The organism is Microcoleus sp. CAWBG640 (genome assembly GCF_020883015.1).
Lineage (GTDB): Bacteria > Cyanobacteriota > Cyanobacteriia > Cyanobacteriales > Microcoleaceae > Microcoleus > Microcoleus anatoxicus.
In genome coordinates, this window is the sequence record NZ_JAHRFC010000034.1 from 27,368 (window position 1) to 51,003 (window position 23,636).

General features: G+C 44.4%; 14 protein-coding genes. 10 read left to right on the forward strand and 4 right to left on the reverse strand.

The window, feature by feature from the left end; translation table 11 throughout:
• Positions 1–29 precede the first annotated feature (29 nt).
• Positions 30–4,616 carry a glutamate synthase large subunit gene (gene gltB, locus AAFP11_RS17580; protein WP_341738245.1) on the reverse strand — a complete coding sequence of 1,529 codons (4,587 nt, stop codon included), beginning with the start codon at positions 4,614–4,616 and terminating at the stop codon, positions 30–32.
• Between the two features lie 385 nt (positions 4,617–5,001).
• On the opposite strand from gltB, the gene AAFP11_RS17585 reads away from it, so the two are divergent.
• From AAFP11_RS17585 to AAFP11_RS17625, 9 genes are all read left to right on the forward strand, one after another.
• The gene (locus AAFP11_RS17585; RefSeq protein ID WP_341738246.1) at positions 5,002–5,328 is read left to right on the forward strand and encodes a DUF433 domain-containing protein; all 327 of its coding nucleotides are present in this window, start codon (positions 5,002–5,004) and stop codon (positions 5,326–5,328) included.
• Positions 5,329–5,331: 3 nt separating this feature from the next.
• Positions 5,332–5,673, forward strand: coding sequence for a DUF5615 family PIN-like protein (locus AAFP11_RS17590; RefSeq protein ID WP_341738247.1), 342 nt, complete (start codon positions 5,332–5,334; stop codon positions 5,671–5,673).
• On the forward strand, positions 5,670–5,930 hold the full coding sequence (locus AAFP11_RS17595; protein ID WP_341738248.1) for a hypothetical protein: 261 nt from the start codon (positions 5,670–5,672) through the stop codon (positions 5,928–5,930). The genes AAFP11_RS17590 and AAFP11_RS17595 overlap by 4 nt, the downstream gene beginning before the upstream one ends.
• A 359-nt stretch (positions 5,931–6,289) precedes the next feature.
• Positions 6,290–6,712, forward strand: a complete 423-nt coding sequence (locus AAFP11_RS17600) for a phosphomannose isomerase type II C-terminal cupin domain (RefSeq protein ID WP_340518866.1) — start codon at positions 6,290–6,292, stop codon at positions 6,710–6,712.
• Between the two features lie 228 nt (positions 6,713–6,940).
• Positions 6,941–7,264, forward strand: coding sequence for an iron-sulfur cluster assembly accessory protein (locus tag AAFP11_RS17605; RefSeq protein WP_341738249.1), 324 nt, complete (start codon positions 6,941–6,943; stop codon positions 7,262–7,264).
• A gap of 350 nt (positions 7,265–7,614) precedes the next feature.
• The gene (locus AAFP11_RS17610) at positions 7,615–14,076 is read left to right on the forward strand and encodes a PAS domain S-box protein (protein WP_341738250.1); all 6,462 of its coding nucleotides are present in this window, start codon (positions 7,615–7,617) and stop codon (positions 14,074–14,076) included.
• Positions 14,077–14,158: 82 nt separating this feature from the next.
• A complete protein-coding gene (locus tag AAFP11_RS17615) occupies positions 14,159–17,848 on the forward strand; it encodes a PAS domain S-box protein (protein ID WP_341738251.1) in 3,690 nt (1,229 codons plus the stop codon).
• Between the two features lie 232 nt (positions 17,849–18,080).
• A complete protein-coding gene (locus AAFP11_RS17620) occupies positions 18,081–19,184 on the forward strand; it encodes an ATP-binding protein (protein WP_341738252.1) in 1,104 nt (367 codons plus the stop codon).
• A 4-nt stretch (positions 19,185–19,188) separates the two neighbouring features.
• A complete protein-coding gene (locus tag AAFP11_RS17625; protein WP_341738253.1) occupies positions 19,189–20,343 on the forward strand; it encodes a response regulator in 1,155 nt (384 codons plus the stop codon).
• Between the two features lie 38 nt (positions 20,344–20,381).
• On the opposite strand, the gene AAFP11_RS17630 is transcribed toward AAFP11_RS17625, so the two are convergent.
• Positions 20,382–21,395, reverse strand: coding sequence for a glycosyltransferase (locus AAFP11_RS17630; RefSeq protein ID WP_341738264.1), 1,014 nt, complete (start codon positions 21,393–21,395; stop codon positions 20,382–20,384).
• Positions 21,396–21,527: 132 nt separating this feature from the next.
• Here AAFP11_RS17630 and AAFP11_RS17635 point away from each other — a divergent pair, with 132 nt between their 5' ends.
• Entirely contained in the window at positions 21,528–21,923 is a 396-nt protein-coding gene (locus AAFP11_RS17635) for a hypothetical protein (protein WP_341738254.1), read from the forward strand.
• Between the two features lie 22 nt (positions 21,924–21,945).
• Here the strand turns inward: AAFP11_RS17635 and AAFP11_RS17640 are convergent, their stop codons facing one another.
• Positions 21,946–23,157 (reverse strand): response regulator, encoded by a 1,212-nt coding sequence (locus AAFP11_RS17640; RefSeq protein WP_341738255.1) that lies wholly within the window; start codon positions 23,155–23,157, stop codon positions 21,946–21,948.
• 223 nt (positions 23,158–23,380) lie between these two features.
• A complete protein-coding gene (yidD, locus tag AAFP11_RS17645; RefSeq protein ID WP_341738256.1) occupies positions 23,381–23,608 on the reverse strand; it encodes a membrane protein insertion efficiency factor YidD in 228 nt (75 codons plus the stop codon).
• Positions 23,609–23,636 lie beyond the last annotated feature (28 nt).

Consider the following 23,636-nt stretch of genomic DNA (forward strand, 5'->3'; position numbering starts at 1 on the left):
AACAGCCATTACCCATTCCTCATTATAGCCTAGCTACCCCCAATCCGAGCGACATCACGAGCATTTTCTTCAAAAGCCGCCGTCAGCGCATCATCACCGCTCAAACCCGCAGCGATCGCCCTTTCAATGGCCTGCAACACTCGCTTATAATCCATCGGCATCACCTTCACAAACACCGGCAACATCGCATCCCAATTTGCCAAAACCTTCGCCGCTTTCGCACTTCCAGTCAAATCGAAATGAGTCTCAATCAACTGCCGCAAATCGCTAATTTCCTCAACATCCTCCAACTTTTCCAATCCCACCATCGACATATTGCAGCGAGTAGCAAAATCACCCGCCTCATCCAAAATGTAAGCAACACCGCCACTCATTCCCGCTGCAAAATTGCGCCCGGTGGCACCCAAAACTACAACTTTGCCGCCAGTCATGTACTCGCAACCGTGATCGCCCACACCCTCAACTACCGCATTCACGCCGGAGTTACGCACCCCAAAACGTTCGCCGGCCATCCCTCGGATGAAAACCTCGCCAGATGTCGCTCCGTAAAGCACTACGTTGCCGACAATCACGTTTTCTTCTGCGACGAAGGTGGCAACTGACGACGGGTACAAGACGATTTTGCCACCGCTGAGGCCTTTGCCTAAATAGTCGTTGGCTTCGCCTTCGAGCTCTAGGGTGACTCCTTTGGGTACGAATGCGCCAAAGCTTTGCCCAGCGCTACCTTGGAAGTGCAGGTGCACCGTGTCATCGGGTAAGCCTTCCCAGTGGCGTTTGGTGATTTCGTTGCCGAGAATTGTGCCGACAACGCGGTTGACGTTGGTGATTGGGAGAGTTGCTTTGACTGGTGTGCCGTTCTCGATCGCACTTTTGCACAAATCCAGCAGTACACTAAGGTCGATCGACTTTTCCAAACCGTGATCCTGCGCCATCTGACAATAGCGCCCGACATCCGCCCCAACTTCCGGCTGATACAGGATGTTCGAGAAATCCAAACCCTTAGCCTTCCAGTGTTCCACCGCTTGTTGCGCTTCCAAAACATCGGTGCGCCCCACCATTTCATTCAGCGTGCGGAAGCCCAACTGCGCCATGATTTCCCGGACTTCTTGGGCGATGAATGTCATAAAGTTTACCGTGTGTTCAGGATCTCCGGTGAAGTTTTTCCGCAGCAGGGGGTCTTGGGTTGCAACACCCACGGGGCAAGTGTTCTGGTGGCACACGCGCATCATAATGCAGCCCAAAGTTACCAGCGGCGCGGTGGCAAAACCGAATTCCTCTGCACCAAGCAGTGCAGCAATTGCTACATCGCGGCCTGTTTTGAGTTGTCCGTCGGTTTCAACGGCGATTCGGCTGCGGAGATTGTTGAGTACCAGGGTTTGGTGAGTTTCGGCCAATCCCAACTCCCAAGGCAATCCGCAGTGTTTGATCGAAGTTTGCGGTGACGCGCCTGTACCGCCGTCATAGCCTGAAATCAGCACCACATCAGCGTGGGCTTTGGCGACACCGGCTGCGATCGTCCCTACCCCCACTTCCGACACCAATTTGACGCTAATCCGCGCTTCCCGGTTGGCATTTTTCAAGTCGTGAATCAATTCTGCCAAATCTTCGATCGAATAAATGTCGTGGTGAGGAGGAGGCGAAATCAAGCCGACACCGGGAGTTGAGTGCCGTACTTTGGCAATCCACGGGTATACTTTTTTACCGGGTAACTGCCCGCCTTCTCCGGGTTTTGCCCCTTGCGCCATCTTGATTTGGAGTTCCCGCGCTTGGGAAAGATACAAGCTGGTAACGCCAAAACGCCCGGAAGCAACTTGTTTGATCGCACTGTTTTTCGAGTCACCGCGATCGTTTGTCCAAGTATATCTTTCCGGATCTTCGCCACCTTCACCAGTGTTCGATTTGCCACCGATGCGGTTCATCGCTATGGCTAAAGATTCGTGGGCTTCTTGGGAAATCGAACCGTAACTCATCGCCCCAGTTTTGAAGCGTTTGATAATAGATTCGATCGGCTCAACTTCCTCAATCGGAATCGATTCCCGCTGCTTGAATTCCAACAAACCGCGTAGGGTAAAATGCTGTTGACTTTGTTCGTTAACCAGCCCGGAATACTGTTTGAAAAGCGGATAACTTCCCTCGCGTACTGCTTGTTGCAGGGCGTGAATAGTTTGCGGGCTGAACAAATGAGCCTCGCCTTCCTTGCGCCATTGATATTCGCCGCCGACATCAAGGGTGTGTCCGCTGGATGGGCGATCGGGGAATGCGTGAGTATGGCGTAAAATCGCTTCTTGGGCGACGACTTCGAGGTCTACTCCTGCAATCCGCGATGCTGTCCAGGTGAAGTATTTATCGACTACGGATTTGTTTAAGCCGATCGCCTCAAATATCTGAGCACCACGGTAACTTTGAATTGTCGAAATCCCAATTTTTGAGGCAACTTTGGTCACGCCTTTAGTTGCGGCTTTCACGTAGTTTTTGCTAGCTGTCTTGGTATCAACATTTACCAGCAAACCTTGGCGGATCGAATCGGCGATCGTCTCGAAGGCCAAATACGGATTGATCGCACCGCAACCGTAGCCGATTAAAGTTGCAAAGTGATGAACTTCCCTCGGTTCCCCGGATTCGAGCACCAGTCCCGCCCGCGTCCGCGTACCTTGGCGGATCAGGTGGTGGTGGAGGCCTGCAACTGCTAGCAGCGCCGGAATTGGAGCGTTTTCGGCATTGATTCCCCGATCGCTCAAAATCAGGATATTCACCCCAGAGGCGATCGCGCTATCTGCTGCTGCAAAAACATCTTCTAGCGCCTGTTCCAGACCTTTTACTCCTGTTTTGGGGTCAAACAAAATCGGCACGGTAACAGACTTGAAATTGCCCTCATAAACCTGTTTGAGTTTAGCCAATTCTTCATTGCTGAGAATTGGTGTTTTCAACTCAATCAAGTGACAGCTTTCTGGTTCCGGTTTGAGCAAATTGCGTTCAGATCCGATCGTTGTTTCGGCAGAAGTGACAATCTCTTCTCTGATCGAATCAATGGGCGGATTCGTAACTTGAGCAAACAGTTGTTGGAAATATTCATAAAGCAACTTTTGCCTGTTCGATAAAACAGCCAGCGGCGTATCCGCGCCCATTGCGCCGACAGCTTCCACCCCATCTCGTGCCATCGGCGCTAACAACAACCGGAGTTCTTCAAAGGTGTAGCCAAAAGCCATTTGCTGCTGTAATAAAGGCACTGGGTTGGATTCTGCCACTACTTCCGCATCTGGTAATTTAGCAATTTCCACCATGTGCTGGTCAATCCACTCGCGGTACGGATGTTCCGAAGCGATTTGATGTTTGATTTCATCATCAGAAACGATGCGGCCTTCTGCTGTATTTACCAGGAACATCCGGCCCGGTTGCAAACGGCCTTTTGAAAGAATTCGTTCCGGTGCGATCGGCAAAACACCCGCTTCCGATGCCATAATTACTAAGTCATCTTTGGTGATACAGTAGCGAGAAGGACGCAAACCATTGCGATCGAGCACAGCCCCGATCGATGTACCATCCGTAAAGGCGATGGAAGCCGGCCCATCCCAAGGTTCCATCAAGCAGGAATGGTATTCGTAGAAAGCCTTTTTCTCATCACTCATCGACTCGTGGGCTGTCCAAGGTTCGGGAATCATCATCATGATGGCATGAGGCAAAGAACGCCCGGCCAAAGTCAGCAATTCTAAGGCATTATCAAAAATAGTGGAGTCACTACCATCGACATTGATTAAATTCGGGATTTTCTTCAAGTCATCGCCGAATAGTTCCGACTCGAACATCGATTGCCGCGCGTTCATCCAATTGATGTTGCCGCGCATGGTGTTAATTTCGCCGTTGTGGGCGATGTAGCGGTAAGGGTGCGATCGCTCCCAACTCGGAAAAGTATTGGTGCTGAAGCGCGAGTGAACTAGGGCTAGAGCGCTTTCCATGTCTGGGTCATGCAGTTCGGGATAGTAATCTCCGACTTGCACGGGCATCAGCATTCCCTTGTAGACGATCGTCCGGCAGGAAAGTGTGGAATTATACCAGTAGGGGTCTACGTTAGTCCTGCGAATCGCATTATGTGCCCGTTTGCGAATGACGTAGAGTTTGCGCTCAAAAGCTGCCTCGTCCATACCTGCGGCGCGGCTGACGAACACTTGCTGCATGAAGGGTTCGCTGAATTTGGCGGTGTCGCCCAGGGACGAGTTATCTGTCGGGACATCGCGCCAACCTAACACGGGACAGCCTTCTTCGGCGGCGATTTCCTCAAAAATGCGTTGCCCGTTTTCCCGTTCAGTTTGAATTGGTGACGAGTAAATTGCGCCAACGCCGTACTCGCCAACTTCTGGAAGTTCGATGTTTTGGGCTGCTGCGACTTTTTTGAGAAACTTGTGGGGCACTTGCATCAAAATGCCCGCGCCGTCTCCGGTATTGGCTTCGCAGCCGCAGGCGCCCCGATGGTCGAGGTTGAGTAGGATTGTCAGTGCCTGTTCGACTATTTCGTGGGATTTGTTACCCTTGACGTGTACAATAAATCCGACTCCGCAAGCATCGTGCTCGAATTGCGGATCATACAGCCCTTGTTTTTGTGGCAGTCCGTGGTTGTTCATTTTGATGTGTCTCTCAAAGTGATGAAAAGATTTTGATCTAGAGTAGAGCGTGGGATGGCGATCGATCTAGTATGATGTATTATATATAGATTTACTGCATTGGGTAGATGCAGGAAAAAATCAAAGCTGGTGCGATCGAGCGATCGTGAAAAAATAGTTAAACGTGAAATATTGCATCATTGTCAGCAACAGGCAAGATGCCTGTTCCACAAAGAGTGAATTTTCTTGTGGAATAGGTATCTTGCCTGTTCATAAATAAGTTAAAAACAGCTTGTTGGTTAATTAGATGATAAATTAAATATATTTAGATTTTTTAACCGCAGAGACCGCAGAGAACGCAGAGGAAGAGAAGAGAGATAAGTAATAATGATTGAGATTGTAAAAAATGACACTGAAAGAATTAGAAAAACAACTCCTTGCCTTAACTCCTAGTGAAAAAACTCAGGCAATACAGCTATTAGTCCAAAGTTTAAGCAATACTTGGCAAGGAATTGAAAAAACTCCTGGCGTGTGTGGTGGGGATGCTAGAATTGCCAACACTCGCATACCTATTTGGTCGATGGTAAATTATCGCCTTCTGGGTGCAAATGATGTGCGGATTTTGCAAGACTTTCCCCATTTGAGTGCAGCGGATTTGGCGAATGCTTGGGCTTATGCTGAGGCACACCCAGAGGAAATTGAAGCAGCAATCGCTAGAAATGAGGAAGATTGACCAATGGTGCGTCTTTATGCAGATGAAAATTTTCCACTGGTAATCGTGGAATTACTGCGAACTTTTGGTCACGATGTTTTGACAGTGCAGGAAGCTGGAAATGGTGGACTGGGGATTCCTGATGAAGATGTGTTAGCTTTTGCTATTAGCCACAATCGAGCCGTTTTGACGCGCAATTGGGATGATTTTAGACACCTGCACCGTTTGCAACCTGACCACAATGGTATCATTATTTGCAAAGAAGATTTGAATACAGAGAGACAAGCTACACTGATTAATGAAGCTATTTCTACGGTCGAAAATCTCACAGGTAAATTGATTAGAGTAATTCGTCCGCCGCAGTGAAAAAAAGCTGTAGCTTGCGGGCTGGATATCCCATTGTGATTATATCTAATCAGGTGCGTGCTGCGTATATTGAGGCGATCGCCCAAGCCCAACAAGATGATTCAGGGATTCATCCACTCCTCGATTTGATTGTAGATGCGGCGCGGTACTCGCTGATCGAAACCTTGCAAATCCTAGCCACCGCCAGCGATAGCCAGAGTCAAGGGCTACCTTTCTATGAAGAGATGCTAGCAGTTTTGCAGCAGCATTCTCAATAAGCCTTCTACGGGCGGGCTAGGATCAACTGCCCGCAATAAAAATTACTCTTTGTGGAACAGGCATCTTGCCGGTTCTTGACAATAGTATAAGAATCCCATTAAATAAAGAACTAGCAGCCGCAGATAAAGATTTGATGTAGATTTGCCCGATCGCACCCATGACAGGTGACAACTACTATGGTGATTTTGCTATGGTTGTTAAGGCTGGTCGATCGGGCAAAGCAGACTTCGCAGTAAAAATGTACCGTTCGCTAATCCATCGGCGCAGGTAAGCTTAAATTTTAACCACAAATTAGCTAACCTCAAAAACCAACTTTGTCTACTAAAGCTTCAACAAGCAATCCTGAAGGAGTAAAAACATGGTTCAGACTCAAGAAATTTCTCAAATATCTACTCTAGAAGCACCTATAGCAATCAACGGAATTACCGCCACAGAAATGCGCCCTTGGGGTTCTTTTACAACTCTTGAAGAAGGCCCAGGATATAAAATTAAGCGTATAGAAGTTAAGCCCGGACATCGCCTCAGCCTCCAAATGCACCACCATCGCAGCGAACACTGGATCGTGGTTTCTGGTACTGCTAAAGTTACTTGCGGCGAAAATGAACAAGTTCTATTTACTAATCAATCTACCTACGTTCCTCAGTGCATCAATCACCGTCTGGAAAATCCTGGTGTGATTCCCCTGATTTTAATTGAAGTACAGAATGGCGAATATCTGGGAGAAGACGATATTGTACGTTTTCAAGATGATTATGCCCGGACTGAATCTAAGGCTAAATAACCTATAAACTGGTAATTGGGGATAGGGCATAGGGCATAGGGCATAGGGCATAGGGCATAGGGCATAGGGTATTCGCACCAACAAGTAAGCAATAAACAATTAGTAATAAGCCGCAACTAATAACTAATTCCCAATTCCCAATTCCCAATTCCCAATTCCCTCCCCAATTCCCAATTCCCAATTCCCAATTCCCAATTCCCAATTCCCCATTCCCCATTCCCAAAATTAATGATTCATCTTAGCAAAACCGCAGCTCAGGAAGTAATGCGCCTCAAATCTAAGCATCCAAACCCCAATGCTTTATTTCGTCTAGGCGTGGAATCTAGCGGTTGTTCCGGTTTATCTTATACCATGGCTTTTGAGGATGCGATCGACTCAGAAGCCAATGTTTGCGAGTCGGAGGGCATTGAAATTGCGATCGACCCTCAGCATTTAAAATATCTCAACGAGCTCACCTTGGACTATTCAGAGGATTTGATGGGTGGAGGTTTCCGATTTCACAATCCTAACGCGGCTAAAAGTTGTAGCTGCGGCAATTCGTTTTCTGCCTAGGGATAAATACTCAACCTCTAGAGTGCGTCAGTTACATCTAATTCTATTAGTTGTGAATATGCTAGTGGCTGACGCACCTTACCAATTATTAAGGAATAACCAAGAGGATGACATTTAAAGATTTATAAAAATTACAAAAAACCTTCAAATAAGCAGATCTAGACTACCAAGTTGAACTATCAAGTGAGATGATTATCATCCTTGATCTGTCAGCTTTCTAGTAAATATACTGATGAAATAATTGAGATTGTAAAGTATAAATATAAAATAGCGATCGCTCTGAAAATCTCATGGCAAAACCACTTTTTCCGAAAGTTATTTTTGGAGACTTACTAATAAAATGATCCGTCATGCAGCTTAAAGACTTGCCAACTCTAGAGCGAGCTATCGATCGCCACCCCATAACTGTAGCACCTCAAACATCACTCCTCGATGTTCTGCGCTTGATGGGGCAAGTAGATGGCGAGGATAGTTTCTGGTTCCCACAAGCAACGGTTATTGAGAGTGGCGATGAACTAGAAAGTAACCAGAGGATGTCACTTTTACACAATGGTTGCGTTTTGGTAGTGGAGGAGTCCTCCAATCATCGCACAACATCTCTGGCAGGAATTTTCACTGCCAGAGATGCTATGTGTCTGGCGGCGTCGGGTATAACTTGCTTAAGCCCGATCAAAATCGCTGATGTGATGAGACAGCCCCAAGTGGTTTTCAAGCTGTCGGAAGCTCAAGATATTTTTACGCCATTATTGATATTTCGCCAACATCAAATTTCCTATCTGCCGATTGTAGACGATCGCGATCGACTCTTGGGGATAGTTACTCCCGAAAGTATCCTGGAAAATCTCCAAAGCGCTAATCTCCTCAAATTAGGCACTGTCGCAGAAGTCATGAAAACTCAAATCCTGAGCGTACCCAGACATACCTCCGTACTTAAAACTGCTCAGTTGATGGTACAAAATCTCGCAAGTTGGGCGCTAATTACCGACAATCTGAGAGAGGGAGTAGAGTACGAAGTAGCAGAAATTTCCCGCATCATTCCCGCAGGTATCGTCACAGAACATAAGATTTTACAAGCACAAGCTCTCGGCATAGATTTAGCACAAACCCATGCTTCAGCTATTATGAGAAGGCTGGGAACTCACCTCAACCCAGAAGATTCCCTGTGGCGTGCTTGTCAGCAAATGCAGCAAGAGCAAATGCAGCCCCTATTAGTATCTCAGTTTCGGGAAAATGTCCATAGTTCTCTGTTAGGAATCGTCGCCCAGGTAGACTTATTGGGTTTGTTGCAACCAGCCCAAATTTATAAAGGACTCAAACGCGCACAGCAATCTATTCGTCAACTACAAATCGAAAATACTGAATTGCTACGCAGTCGTAATGCGGAACTAGAAACCCAGGTAGAGCAGCGTACTGCTGAACTCCAAGCAGCACTGACAAAGGTTGAACAACAAGCAAAACAGGCTGCACTCATTAACCAAATTGTTCAGGTGATGCGAGATACGATGGTTGTCGATCAAATCTTGCAGACGACGGTAGATCAGTTGCATGAATCCCTGAATGTCAGTCGCTGCGTAATTTTGGAAGAAAACAGCCACCGAGAAATTTCCATTACCTACTGTAGTGAAGCTACCCCAGAAGCAGAAAAATTACTGGGAATGCACTGTCCGATATTGAACCGCTACAAACAGCAATTAATTCACGGCCATCAAGTTCTATTTAGCAAAATTGACGACTCTTTAACCCCAGAGTTGCAAGCAGTTGCCCATCAGTTGAGTGTTCGTGCTATGTTGATTACACCGCTGGTATATCAACAACAGTTCCTGGGTGCGATTTGTCTGCACCAGTGCGATCGCGAACGAGAATGGACCGATTCCGAATTGGAATTTGTCAAGACGATTTCTACTCATTGTGCGATCGCCATTCATCAAGCCAAACTTTATCAACAACTACAAACTGAACTTGCCGAACGAGAGCGCGCCGAAGCAGCCCTGCAATCACAAAAAGAATTTCTGCGGAATGTCATCGACACCAGCCCCCACGCCATTTTTGTTAAAGATTGTGAGGGAAGATATGTTTTAGTTAATCAATCTCTTGCCGAACTCTTAGGTACAACAGTAGAAAAATTGACAGGCAAAAAAGATGCAGAATTTATTGATAACCCTGCACAAGTTGAGAGATTTTTGGCTGATGTTCGAGAAATTACCAGCACCTTACAGCCCAAGTTTTTTTTAGAAGAAACCGTTACCACGCCGACGGGAGAAATTCGGTACTTTCAAATAGTCAAAAAACCTCTGTTATCTGCCGATGGTACCAGTTGTCAAATCCTTGGTGTCGCTACGGATATTACCGATCGCAAATTAGCCGAACAAGCCCTACGGGAGAGCGAACAACTCTTCCGCTTAATGGCAGATACAGCCCCAGTATTTATCTGGATGTCAGGTACTGATAATCTGCGGAATTTTTTTAACCAAAGCTGGTTAGATTTTACAGGTAAAACTTTAGAAGAACAACTAGATAACGGTTGGACAGCAGCAGTCCATTCCGATGATTTGCACCATTGTTTAGATATCTATCTATCCTCTTTTAACACCAGTCAAAAATTCCTGATGGAATACCGTCTCAGGAATGCTGATGGAGAGTTTCGTTGGATTTTAGATAGAGGCGTGCCTCGGTTTACGCCCAGTGGCAATTTTGCAGGTTACATTGGCTCCTGTGTTGATATCACCGAGCGTAAAGTTGCTGAAGAGTCCCTGCAACAAGCCAAAGAGCAATTACAAGCGGTATTGGATGCCGTACCTGGATTTATTTCTTGGATTGATGCTGATGGGAAATACCTTGGTGTTAACCGACATCTGGCTGACAGCTTTAACTTGATGCCCAAGGATTTTATTGGCAAAGAACTCGGTTTTATGCAAAATAGCCCCCTGTTTACAGAATTTATGATTCAGTTTATTGGTAGTTCTGATGTGGAGGCTTCCCAAGTTATTGAATCACAAATTGATGGTCGAACGCGATATTACTTACTCGCCGCTCACAAATATCAACAAGAAACGGCAGCGGTGTGCGTCGGGATTGATATTACAGAACGCAAAGAAGCAGAAGAATCCCTACGGGAGAGCCAGATAAAATTGAGTGCTATCTTCAATAATACATTTCAGTTTACTGGCTTGTTGCAATTAGATGGTACTTTGGTGGAACCAAACCAGACGGTACTAGATTTTGGTGGCTTGCAGTTAGCTGATGTGGTTGGGCTTCCCTTGTGGGAAACTCGCTGGTGGACAATTTCCACCGCGACTCAAGAACGTTTAAAAAGTGCGATCGCCTACGCCGCATCTGGTAAATTTATCCGTTATGAAGTTGATGTTTGGGGTGTGGGTAATACAATAGCCACTATTGACTTCTCCATCAAGCCAATGAAAGACGAGGCGGGAGAAGTGGTAATGCTGATTGCTGAAGGTCGCGATATTACTGAATTAAAGCAGGCGCAGAACGATCGCGATCGCTTTTTCAATAATTCGATGGATCTAATGGCGATCGCCGAATTCAACGGTTGTTTTAAGCTAGTCAACCCAGCTTGCACAGAAATCCTTGGTTATACCAAAAACCAATTAGAAGGTCAAAATTTTATTGAATTCATTCACCCCGATGACTTACAAACCGTCCACCATGTATGGGATCAAGAAAAAAACACTGGTCATGCAGTGCGGGATTTGGAAATTCGCTATCGTTGTTTGAATGGTACTTACAAGTGGCTCTCTTGGAACAGCATTCCTTTCCCAGAAGAAGGTATCAGCTATGGTTTTGCTCGCGATATTACTGCTCGCAAAGCTGCTGAAAAAGCCTGGGAACTACTCAATGAAGATCTGGAAAACAAAGTCCAGGAACGTACAGCTCAGTTAAGGACAGCCAACCAGCAATTACACCAAGAAATTAGGGAGCGCCAGCAATTTGAGGCAGCCTTGAGAGCCAGTCAAGAGCAGCTACAAGCCATTCTTGATAACTCCCCAGCGGTGATTTATGTAGTAGACATTCAAAACAGATATATTCTGGTTAATCACAAATTTGAAAACTTGTTTGGAGTTACCACAAAACAACTGATTGGTCAAAGCATTTACACTCAATTTTCCGAAAAAGTAGCCGATTATTTTGCTGAGAAAAATCGCCTAGTAGTTGAAAGCGGAAAACCCATAAAAAGCGAAGAAACTATACCTTTGCAGGATGGAATCCACACTTATATTACCATCAAATTTCCCCTCAAAGATGCCCAAGGAGTTACCTATGCCGTTTGTGGTATTTCTACAGATATTACCGATCGCCAAATTGCCGAAGAAACCCTGCGACGACAATTAGCTGCTGTAGAAGCCGCAACAGATGGGATTGCAATTCTGAATGCCCAAGGTGAATACATCTACTTGAACGCTTCCCACAACCAAATATTTGGATACGACAGCAGCAGTAGCCTGCTAGGTAAAACTTGGCGCGAACTCTACTCTCAAGAAGAAATTGAACGATTCGATCGTGAAATATTTCCCCTATTTTCGCAATCAGGAAAATGGCAAGGAGAAGCAATTGGTAAAAGACGGGATGGAACAAAAATTGCCCAGGAAATTTCTCTGACATTAATAGAAGAAGGAGGAATTATTTGTGTTTGTCGCGATATTAGCCAACGCAAAGTTGCTGAAGAAACCTCAAGAATTAGAGACCGGGCAATTACTGCTAGTAGCAATGGTATTATCATCTCCGATGCGAGGCTCCCTGATAATCCATTAATCTACGTAAACCCCGCTTTTGAGCGCATAACTGGTTATTCTGCGGCCGAAGCGATCGGACGCAACTGCCGTTTTCTGCAAGGAACAGAAACCAACCAACCGGGGTTAGATCAACTCAGTACCGCTATCAAAGAAAATAAAAATTGTGTAGTTATTTTACGGAATTATCGCAAAGATGGTACTATGTTCTGGAATGAGTTAAGCATTTCTCCCATTTACGATGCCCAGCAAAATCTTACTCATTACATAGGTATTCAAACAGATATCACCGATCGCAAACTTGCCGAAAAAGCACTTTGGGCGACCCAAGATAGATTAAAATACTTACTTTCCTGTAGTCCAGCGGTAATCTACAGTACCAAATCTGCGGGAGATTACTGCCCTACCTTTATTAGCGAAAATATCACCTCACTTGTGGGCTATGAAGCGTGGCAATTCCTAGCAGATTCTAGTTTCTGGAACCGTCAAATTCACCCAGAAGATGCCCCCCGCGTCATGGCAAATCTACAATCACTAATTGAGCAAGGATCAAACATTCAGGAATACCGCTTTCTCCACCAAGATGGTACTTACCGCTGGCTATACAATCAAACCAAGCTAGTACGAGATGGGGAGGGTAAGCCACGGGAAATAGTTGGTTATTTGGCAGATATTAGCGATCGCAAACAAGCAGAGTCAGAGCGATCGCGCTTGGTAGCAATTCTAGAAGCCAGCACCGACTTTGTAGGTATGTCCGATATTAAAGGCAACATACTCTGGAACAACAACCAGATGAAACAGGCCATCGGAATCCCAACCAACCAGGAAGTCTTGCAGTCTGATATTCCCCAATATCACCCCCAATGGGCACTGGAAATTATTCAAAATGAAGGCCTCCCCTCTGCCACCCACAACGGAGTTTGGGTTGGTGAAACAGCTTTATTAAGAAAGGATGGGACGGAAATGCCCGTTTCCCAAATGATCATCGCCCACAAGTCACCCACAGACACTGTAGAGTTTTATTCCACTTTGATGCGCGATATCACAGCCCTCAAGCAAGCTGAGACAGCATTGCAACAAGCTAAAGATCAATTGCAAGCTGTATTAGATGCCGTACCTGGTTCAGTTTCTTGGATTGGTTCCGATCTACGATACCTTGGGGTTAACCAACACCTTGCTGCCACTTTTAACCTAGCCCCAGATGCTTTTGTTGGTCAAGATATTGGCTTTCTCAAAAACAGTGCTAACTTTGCTGAATTTATGCGTAAATTTATGATTTTACCAGGGACCGCCACCAGTCAAATCATTGATTTAAAAATTGACAATTCTACCCGCAATTACTTGGTAGTCGCCCAGAAATATCAGCAAGGAGCAGCCGCAGTTTCCGTGGGAATTGATATTACAGACCGCAAACTTGCCGAAAGCAAACTCCTAGCATCACTCAAAGATAAAGAAGTCTTGCTTAAAGAAATTCATCATCGAGTCAAAAACAACTTGCAGATAATTTCTAGTCTCCTGAAATTGCAATCGGGGTATATCAAAGATCGAGAAGCATTAACTATGTTTATTGACAGCTACAACCGGGTCCGATCGATGGCACTGATTCACGAAAAGCTCTACCAATCTCAAACTTTGGCAAAGATTGATGCTGCGGACTACATCCGTAATTTAACCGCTAATTTATTCCAGTCTTATACAGTAACCGATACCAAAATTCAATTGCAGGTAGAAATCGATCGAATAGAATTAGATATTGATACGGCTATTCCTTGTGGTCTCATCGTCAATGAACTTGTGTCTAATTGTTTAAAATATGCTTTTTTAGGTAAAATAAATGGCCATATTCACATTAAATTTGTCTATCATCACTCCCCTGAATTCCTCTTGATGGTGAGGGACGATGGAGTAGGATTACCATCAGATTTTAACATTGAAGAAAGTGACTCTTTGGGGCTACAACTGGTTTCTAATTTGTCAGAACAACTGGGAGGTGAATTGCAAATATTTAGTGAAGCTGGCACTTGTTTTCAGATTACTTTCGATCTACCCAAGCCGCGAAATTAAAATATTCTAAATTTTGGCTAATGACCACTTAAATTAAATGTAATCGTCAATATCGCTCTTAAAAATAGCTGAACATAATCCTATGATCGATCGTGTCAATAAAAAAAAATCCAGTCTAGATTCGTCGCTGTGGCGAAAAAAATTAATCAAACTATTTGCTAGGATTCACCAAACAACTCAGCGGGTATTTACTGTGCGATCGCTACCCATGATAGTGGCGGTGAGTATTTGTGCGATTACTATGGTTCTGTCGCACACTCTACTGACAAACGATCGCCACTCTATTGAAAAAGCAATTAACTTAGAAGTAACCAATACCAAAATCCTGATCGCCCACGAGGTACAAGAGCAAATATCCGGGCTAGTTAACATGGCTAAGCAGTGGGAAAAATCAGGAAAGCCATCCAAAGAAATATGGGAAGCTCAAGCAGCATTTTATCTGGAGAGCTGCAAAAGTTGCCAAGCCATACAATGGGTAGACCCCTCCTTCAATGTATCCTGGAGTCTACCAGTTGTAGGCGATCGAACCGAGCAAAACTTCAACTTGGAACTCAAGCAGCAGATAGCACAAGCAATTGCCACTAAAGAACGGAAAGTAATAGTCAGCCATAGCATTAATCTCAAGCAGGGGGGCAAGGGATTTTTGGTATACGTTCCGATTGTCAGGGAAGACAAATTTGCAGGTTTTATTGTTGGTGTTTTTAGATTTAAGGAATTATTTAATATTTTATTTGATTCATTAAAATTAAGTTCGGAAGTTACTTACGCGCTGTCAATCTATGATAGAAATGAAACAATTTATAGCTCTATATTCGATCGAGATTTAGCAGCGAATAGCTGGTCAAAAACCACCAGGATACAACTGTATAACATAGCATGGCAAATCCAGGTTTTTCCGCTTCAAAACTCCCTAATTAAAAAACAATCTCCTCTTCCAATAGTCATATTATTTGGCGGATTTTTGATGGCTGGGCTGGTAGCATGGACAGTCTATCTAACTCAACTTTCGCGACGGCGGGCACAGACATTTGAGAGGGTGAATCAGAGACTAGGAAAAGAAATTTCTCAGCGTCAGCGGGTAGAAGAAAGACTAAAAGAAACCACTCGCTTGCAGCGGGCAATTTTGGACAGCGCCAACTACACAATCATTTCTACAGATGTCAACGGCACTATTCTTACTTTCAATCCAACGGCAGAACGATTGTTGCGATATAATGCTTCTGAAGTAGTTGGAAAAACCACCCCTCTGCTCTTCCACAACTTTAAGGAAATATCCAAGCACGCTGAAGATTTGTCCCAAGAATTGGGAGTGATGATTGAGCCAGGATTTGAAGTTTTTGTAACGAGAGCCCTCCTGGGAAAAATTGAGGAGAGTGAATGGACTTACATTACCAAAAATATTACAGATACAGCCGAAATTAGCATACCCTCAGATATTACTAATTTCTTAGAAAATGACAACCGTTCCTATTTTCCTGTGCTGCTGTCCGTGACAGCTTTGCGCGACTTAGAAGCTAATATTACCGGATTTTTGTTTATCGGCAGTGACATTACTCAGAGAAAGCAAGCCGAGGCATCCTTGCAGCGCCAACGCGAGTTGTTAGAAGTAACCCTTGCTAGTATCGGTGATGCTGTGATTGCTACTGACAAACTAGCTAATATTACCTTCATCAATCCTTGGGCAGAAGTGCTGACGGGATGGCCGGCACAGGAAGCTTTAGGACGACAAATTGACCAAGTATTTTGCATGATTGACGAGCGATCGCGACAAGAGGTCCAAAGTCCTGTCCAACAGGTATTGCAAACCAAAGTTGCCTTTGAATTAAGCGATCGCACTCTTTTGCGACCCCGATCTGGTCAAGAAATACCGATCGACCAAAACTGCACCCCCATTTTCCGCAATACCGGCTCACTTTACGGAGCAGTATTAGTATTTCGCAATACCACCGTCCGACGACAAGCAGAAAATGCCCTGCGAGAAGCAGAAGCCAAATATCGCAACATCTTTGAAAACGCTGTAGAAGGCATTTTTCAAACCACCTTCGATGGTCAATTCATCAATGTCAATCCAGCCCTAGTCGCCATCTATGGCTATGAATCAGCAGCCGATATTATCCAAAATATTACTAATATTAAAACACAAGTTTATGTCGATCCAAACCGTCGCGATGAATTTGTCAGCTTGATGCAGCAGCACGATGCTTTGTTCCGGTTTGAGTCGCAAATTTATCGTCAAGACGGCAAGAAAATCTGGATTTCAGAAAATGCTCGCATCGTCCGCGACTCCGAGGGTCAACCGCTTTATTATGAAGGCAGTGTGGAAGATATCAGCCAGCGCAAACAAGTCGAAGCAGCATTACTAGAAAGTCAAGAACGCTGGCAGTTAGCAGTGCGCGGCAACAATGACGGTATTTGGGATTGGAATGTCAAAACCAATCAAACCTTTTTCTCGCCTCGTTGGAAACAAATGATAGGTTATGAAGACCACGAAATTGCCAATCATTTTAGCGAATGGGAAAAACGAATACATCCAGAGGATTTTCCCCGCACTATGCAAACAGTTAAAGAGCATTTTGCTCAGCAAACACCTTTTTATATCATAGAACACCGCATTCTCTGCAAAGATGGTACATACAAATGGATTTTGGCCAGAGGTCAGGCGATTTGGGATGAAGCAGGAAACCCCGTGCGGATGACCGGTTCCCATACAGATATCACTCTCGCCAAGCAAGCTGAGTCAGCCCTCAAAGAAAGTGAAGAATGGTTCCGCAATTTAGTCGAAACTAGCAGCGATTGGGTTTGGGAAGTAGATGCCAACGACTTCTATACTTATGCCAGTCCCAAAGTACGCGAACTCTTAGGTTATGAACCTGAAGAACTGCTAGGCAAAACTCCCTTTGACTTGATGCCTCCCGAAGAATTAGCACGGGTTGCTAACTTTTTTTATGCCATTGCAGCAGCGCAAGAACCCTTTAATTGTGTGGAAAATACCAATATTCACAAAGACGGTCATTTAGTTGTACTCGAAAGCAGTGGCGTTCCCATCTTCAATGCCGATGGTACCTTTCGGGGTTATCGCGGCATGGATCGAGATATTACCGATCGCAAACAGTCAGATTTCCAGCTAAGAGCCTCCCTGAAAGAGAAAGAAGTGCTCCTGAAAGAAATTCACCACCGAGTTAAAAACAACTTGCAAGTGATTTCCAGCCTGCTGAAACTGCAAGCCGGATATATCGACGATGAAAACGTGCAAAGCCTGTTTACAGAAAGTTACAATCGTGTCCGTTCCATGGCACTGATTCACGAAAAACTCTATCAAACCTCTAATTTAGCCAAAATTGAGGCTGGTGACTATATTCGCAACTTAGTAGATAATTTATTTCGTTCTTACAACATTTCTACACAAAAAATTGACTTGTGCTTAAAAGTTGATAAAATTTTGCTGGATGTCGATACGGCAGTTCCTTGTGGATTAATCATCAATGAAATAGTTTCTAATGCCCTCAAGTATGCTTTTACCCATCAAAAATGTGGAGAGATATCTATTCATTTTATCAAAAAAGACAGCGACTATCTCTTGCTGTCGATCAAAGACAACGGTACGGGACTGCCTCCCGATTTTAATTTAGAAGAATCGGAATCCCTAGGTTTGCAGTTAGTTGTTAATTTAACTGAACAATTAGAAGGAACCCTCACCTATGGGAGCAATGGCGGAACTTGTTTTCAAATTTTATTTAAACAGGTAATCAGGGGTGATACCAAATCTTGGTGAAAAAATCCTATTTATTGAGACATACCGAGGGGTAGAGCCAGAAATTAACTCGCCACCGAAAAGGGGGTAGCTTTCCCCGGATTTTAGCTAAGAACCATAACAAAATGAAAAAAAAATAAGGGTTGTATGTTAATCTCAAAAGTAAGGAATTTGAGGTTAACATAAAAATGTATAAGTAAAAATTAAATTCATCTAAAAATCACTCACCGGATAATCTCAGGATAAAAATACAATGGACCAAACGACGATTATGGTAGTCGAAGATGAAACTATTATTGGTATGGACATTAGAAACAGCTTAAAAAAGTTGGGTTATTCTGTGCCACCGGTAATCGCTACTGGAGAAAAAGCCATCGAAAAAGCCAAACAGCTTCAGCCAAATCTAATTTTGATGGATATTATGTTGAAAGGCTCCATAGATGGAGTACAGGCTGCCGCAGAAATTAGAAAAAGGTTCAATTTGCCGATCGTCTATTTAACAGCCAATACAGATCCGATTACTTTGCAGCGAGCCAAGGAGACACAGCCTTTTGGTTATATCATCAAGCCCTTTGAAGAAAAAGATTTACACACCACGATTGAGATTGCTCTGGCTAGGTGTAAAGCCGAAACAGAAATTCGTCGCTCTCTGGAAAAAGAAAAGGAACTCAATGAGCTTAAATCTCGTTTTATCACCATGACTTCCCACGAATTCCGCACTCCGTTGACGGCAATTCTGGGTTCGGCAGAGTTGTTAGAACATTACGGTAATAAATGGACTCACGAAAAACAACTTACCTATCTCCACCGCATTCAAAATAGCGTTCAGCACCTAGTTCACCTATTGGATGACGTGCTATTAATCGGTCAAGCAGAAGCGGGAAAACTAGATTTTTATCCCTTACCATTGGATCTGACCGAATTTTGCAGTAGCTTAGTGGAAGAGTTGGAACTGAGTGCTGGCAGCCAGTATACAATTTCTTTTCAAGTATTAGGCGAATCTACTCCTGCTTGTATGGATGAAAAACTGCTGCGACATATCCTCAGCAATTTGCTCTCGAATGCTGTCAAGTATTCGCCAACCGGCGGTATTATAGAATTCGACCTCGCTTTTGAGGGTAAACAAGCAAGATTTGAGGTCAAAGATCGAGGAATTGGCATTCCCCCAGAAGATTTACAAGAACTGTTCGATCTGTTTTATCGAGCTAAAAATGTGGGTAAAATCTCTGGAACTGGGTTAGGACTAGCAATTGTCAAAAAGGCGGTAGATTTACACGGCGGTGAGATATCCGTCACCAGTGAAATAGGAGTAGGTACTTCATTTACAGTTCAACTTCCCTTAAATAAAGAAATTTAAACCTATGACAAAAATTTTGGTGATTGAAGATGAAAACAATATTCGAGAAATCCTGATAGAAATACTCAATGCTGAGGATTTTGATACTACAGGGGCAGAAAATGGTCGCATTGGGGTAGAATTAGCACAAGAAATTATACCCGATTTAATTATTTGCGATGTCATGATGCCAGAACTAGACGGTTATGGTGTGATTGCTAATTTGCGTAAACATCCTGCAACAGAAACAATTCCTTTCATTTTCCTCACGGCAAAATCTAGCAAACATGATTTACGTCAAGGCATGGAATTGGGAGCAGATGATTATCTCACTAAACCATTTACCAGAGAAGAACTGTTAGCCACTATCTCTACTAGATTACAAAAAAAGATGGCTACAGAGCAACGATTACAAGCAAATTTAAATCATTTGCGTAGCAGCATTAACCAGTCCCTTCCTCACGAACTCCGAACGCCTCTAAATGGAATTTTGGTTTCGGCTGATTTGATTTTGGATAAACGTAATTTGCTGGAACCCTCCGAAATTAGAGAGATGGTGGGCTACATCAAAACTTCTGGTCAACGCTTGTATAGACTGATTCAAAATTATCTGTTATATGCAGAAATGAATTTGGTAGCACTAGACGCAGACCGACTAAAATTGATGCGCAGCCACCAAACTTTCTCGGCTAAAGCAGTTATTAATTATCAATGTATAGAACAAGCAAAAAAAGTCGATCGCGAAAATGATTTGCATTTGGACATAGAAGATGCCACCATTGTGATGTCAGAAAGTCATTTCGCAAAACTGGTGGAAGAATTGATCGATAATTCCCTAAAATTTTCTCCACCAGGAACTCCTATTGAGGCGATCGGCACTACTAGCGATGGGATGTTTACTTTGCGCATCACCGATCGCGGAAGGGGTATGACCCTCGCTCAGATTTCCTCCCTGGGAGCCTATACGCAATTTGAGCGCAAACTTTACGAACAACAAGGCTGTGGATTAGGACTGGCGATCGCTAAATCTCTAGCAGAGCTGCATGGAGGAGGACTAAACATCAAAAGTATACCTGGTGAAACCACAACAGTTAAAGTTGTCCTGCCGACAGTTCCCCGTATCGATCTAGAGGGAGAGTGGGAGGATGGAGAAATTAGTGAGCCACCAAAAAGGGAGTAGTTTTCCACGGATGTGGCATCACCAATCAGCAATCCAAACTAATGAATCACTGCTTCTTTAACTAGGAGCCACTGCATTAAATCTTGCCACTCAGCAGACGTAGCTAATAAATCTGCATCCAATTCATTGCCAGAATTTTGATAAAATTCTGTGAAACATTCCGCCCAATCAATGACTGTTTCCACGGGTAAATAAGGAGTATAATTCCAAGAACGCTGCAAAAACTGTACCATCTCCACGGGATGACCAGTGCGGTGCAAATACCAAGCAATCCAAACTAAGGTACTGTACTTAATTTGCTTTTCCAGCAAACGTATTTTATCTGGCAATTCAGGGCTGGCAAAAAAATTGTCCATTACCGCTGCGAGGGATTTAGCCTGGGGTAAACCTTTGTACATGGCACTTTGTTCGTGCTGGCGGTAGCAAACTGTTATTTGGCGCAGCCAATCTGCTTCGCATCCCATTAAAGCCAAGCGCAGCACTAAATCTGTATCTTCCGCCGGTGGAAATCGCGGATCGAAGCCACCAGCGAGCTCTAACCAATGGCGGCGAAATATCATCGCGCTGGGCAATACTGGCTTCCACCGGAGCCACATTTCTAAGTCTAATTTAGGCACATTTTGCCAGGGTTTGACATCTTGAAGTGGTTCGCCTATACTATTAACTAAGCGCCAGCCACTGTGAACAATTCCTAAATTTGGTTGTGCAGCAAACACCGCCATTTGTGATGCTAATTTGCCGGAAAGAAAGAAGTCATCTGCATCTAAAAAAGCGACAAATTCTCCTCGCGCTAACTTGATGCCGTGATTTCTGGCAAGGGAAACTCCTTGATTCTGTTGATAAACATAGCGAATTCGACGATCGCCATATTTCTCTAAAACTAATCTGGTATCATCTTTGGAGCCGTCGTCAACCACAATAATTTCCCAGTCAGTATAGGTTTGGCTCACAACACTATCGACTGCTTGACCGATGTAAGCCGCACAATTGTAGGCAGGAATTACCACGCTGACTTGTGGGGGGTTCGCCAAATCCCTCGTAACATCACTCATATAGCAGAAGGAAGAAGGAAGAAGGAAGAAGGAAGAAGGAAGAAGGAAGAAGGAAGAAGTCATATCGTTTCCGGCTGCATCGGAATGATTTAACCACAGAGAACGCAGAGAACACAGAGGGAGATAAGAGAGATGAATAATTCCGATGTTACCGGATTTGATATCACCCCCCCCAGCCCCCCCCAAGGGGGGAAATTCAGGAATCAGGAAGAAGTCACCCCCCCCAGCCCCCCCCAAGGGGGGAAATTCAGGAATCAGGAAGAAGTCACCCCCCCCAGCCCCCCCAAGGGGGGAAATTCAGGAATCAGGAAGAAGTCACCCCCCCAGCCCCCCCCCAAGGGGGGAAATTCAGGAATCAGGAAGAAGGGAAATGCAATCAAATCGATGGTTTCAGCAATTAAAAATTTCGTAACTCCCGACAAGGTTTCCATCACTCAGAGTATGAAATCCGCTGGCGTGTTTAATTATAAGCTATTGCAGGTTCACATCGTACCTTCTCGGCTGGCTGACGTGTGCACCCTCGGATAGTTTCCAGATAGATATCTCAAGATCAAGAATTTGCTAAGGTAAGTCGGTGGGAATTGAGTAAATCGTTGTGGCGAACTGCTAGAGGGCTGCGATCGCTTTTTGCTTTCAAATACTTGTCTACTACTTGCAAAATTTTTTCTGGGGAAGCCGGCTTGCTCAAAAAATCCGAACCACCTGTCAGTTTCGCCCGCGTGCGGTCAACGATACTGTCTTTACCGGTCAAAAATACGATCGGAGTTTCCCGAAAAGCCGATGTTTTCCGCAAAAAACTGCATAAAGCAAAGCCTGTTGTCTTAGGCATCAGCACGTCCATAAAAATCAAAGCAGGGTTGTGCTTAGCCAGGAGACTCACTCCCTGCATCGGGTCTTGAATTTTCAGGACTCGATAGCCTCCATCCAATAAAACTTGCTCTAAAAATTCGCAGACTGTAGGGCTGTCATCGATGCAAGCAATCAAAGGGCGACCTGGTTTAGCAATGGCCGCCGCCAAACGCCACTGTTCGATGGGCGATGGCAAATCGGGAACGGTGCGAAAATTAACTAAACCCTGCTTTATGTAGTTCTGTAAAGCGCGGGTGGCGACGGTAACACATTGCTTTTTTTTAAATGCTATATCCCACAGAGTATTCTCGCCGTTGAAGACGTTAGCTAGAGTTAGGAAAGAATTAGAACTAAATCGATTTTTTAATTCCGGCGGTAATCTTAAAAGAGGTGCTTGTTCTGGTTCTACCAACCACAAACTCATTGCTTTCCACTTCTGCCACATTTGTTGTGTAGAATACAAAACTTGCTGTAGCTCTGTTAAAGACACTAGCAAATAAGGGATAACATGAGACACATATTTTTTTGAGGGGCGCCACTCTCGGCGCAAATTCGATTGACCCATCAAAGAAAATAACACTTCCGAAAGGCTGGTGTGGACGATCGCCTTAGCTTGTTCCAGGTTCATTTCATTTTTGGCAATTCCTTGCTGAAGCAGTTGATATTCCCACAACTCCCCAGCATCAAGACCTCTGAGATCCACTTGAAAGCTGCGACAGTGTTGACCTACAGCCCTGTACCAACGTCTCGCCCTATGCCATCCTCCAGTCGCATAAACTAGACTGCCTCGAAAAAAGTAGAGTTGCCATTGTTGCTCCCCTTGCTCTAATAGCAGTTTTCCAGTTGCTTGCTTCTGGCTGAGCACTGCCAGCGTATGAGACAGCATTTTGTACCCGATTGCTGTAGTACACATTTTCACTTGCATCCCCCGTAGTCCCTTTATCATATTTTACAACTTTTGAGAAGTCGGGACCAACAGTAATATTACTGAGTTTTTTTGAATATTAACAATATCCACATCGCCTCTACTCAGCGACTTCTTAAATAAGTCGTCTATTTAACATAAATTTTACGGGATGAGCCTTTTGCTTCAATTCAAGGGAATGTCTCGGTTAAAAGTATCAGTATTGAATTTACTATTCACAATTATCTGGGGGCGGTACGGGGTCATACCCCCCAGGATGCAGAGGTTGACAACGCAAAATCCGCTTAATTGCCATGGAGCCACCGCGAGCAACTCCAAATCTTTCTATTGCTTCGATCGCATATTGAGAACAAGTTGGGTAAAATCTACAGGCGTTGGGTAAGTAAGGGGAAATTCCGATTTTGTAGCCTTGTATTAATCCGATTACCAATATTTTCATCTCGATATTTATTATTTGGTGTGTGCGA

What these genes read in the sequence shown, in the direction of transcription:
- AAFP11_RS17610 (WP_341738250.1), top strand. Translation starts at nt 7,615, where the DNA reads ATGCAGCTTAAAGACTTGCCAACTCTAGAGCGAGCTATCGATCGCCAC.
- AAFP11_RS17625 (WP_341738253.1), top strand. Translation starts at nt 19,189, where the DNA reads ATGACAAAAATTTTGGTGATTGAAGATGAAAACAATATTCGAGAAATC.
- AAFP11_RS17635 (WP_341738254.1), top strand. Translation starts at nt 21,528, where the DNA reads ATGAATAATTCCGATGTTACCGGATTTGATATCACCCCCCCCAGCCCC.
- AAFP11_RS17600 (WP_340518866.1), top strand. Translation starts at nt 6,290, where the DNA reads ATGGTTCAGACTCAAGAAATTTCTCAAATATCTACTCTAGAAGCACCT.
- gltB (WP_341738245.1), bottom strand. Translation starts at nt 4,616, where the DNA reads ATGAACAACCACGGACTGCCACAAAAACAAGGGCTGTATGATCCGCAA.
- AAFP11_RS17615 (WP_341738251.1), top strand. Translation starts at nt 14,159, where the DNA reads ATGATCGATCGTGTCAATAAAAAAAAATCCAGTCTAGATTCGTCGCTG.
- AAFP11_RS17620 (WP_341738252.1), top strand. Translation starts at nt 18,081, where the DNA reads ATGGACCAAACGACGATTATGGTAGTCGAAGATGAAACTATTATTGGT.
- AAFP11_RS17585 (WP_341738246.1), top strand. Translation starts at nt 5,002, where the DNA reads ATGACACTGAAAGAATTAGAAAAACAACTCCTTGCCTTAACTCCTAGT.
- yidD (WP_341738256.1), bottom strand. Translation starts at nt 23,608, where the DNA reads ATGAAAATATTGGTAATCGGATTAATACAAGGCTACAAAATCGGAATT.
- AAFP11_RS17640 (WP_341738255.1), bottom strand. Translation starts at nt 23,157, where the DNA reads ATGTGTACTACAGCAATCGGGTACAAAATGCTGTCTCATACGCTGGCA.
- AAFP11_RS17590 (WP_341738247.1), top strand. Translation starts at nt 5,332, where the DNA reads ATGGTGCGTCTTTATGCAGATGAAAATTTTCCACTGGTAATCGTGGAA.
- AAFP11_RS17605 (WP_341738249.1), top strand. Translation starts at nt 6,941, where the DNA reads ATGATTCATCTTAGCAAAACCGCAGCTCAGGAAGTAATGCGCCTCAAA.
- AAFP11_RS17630 (WP_341738264.1), bottom strand. Translation starts at nt 21,395, where the DNA reads ATGAGTGATGTTACGAGGGATTTGGCGAACCCCCCACAAGTCAGCGTG.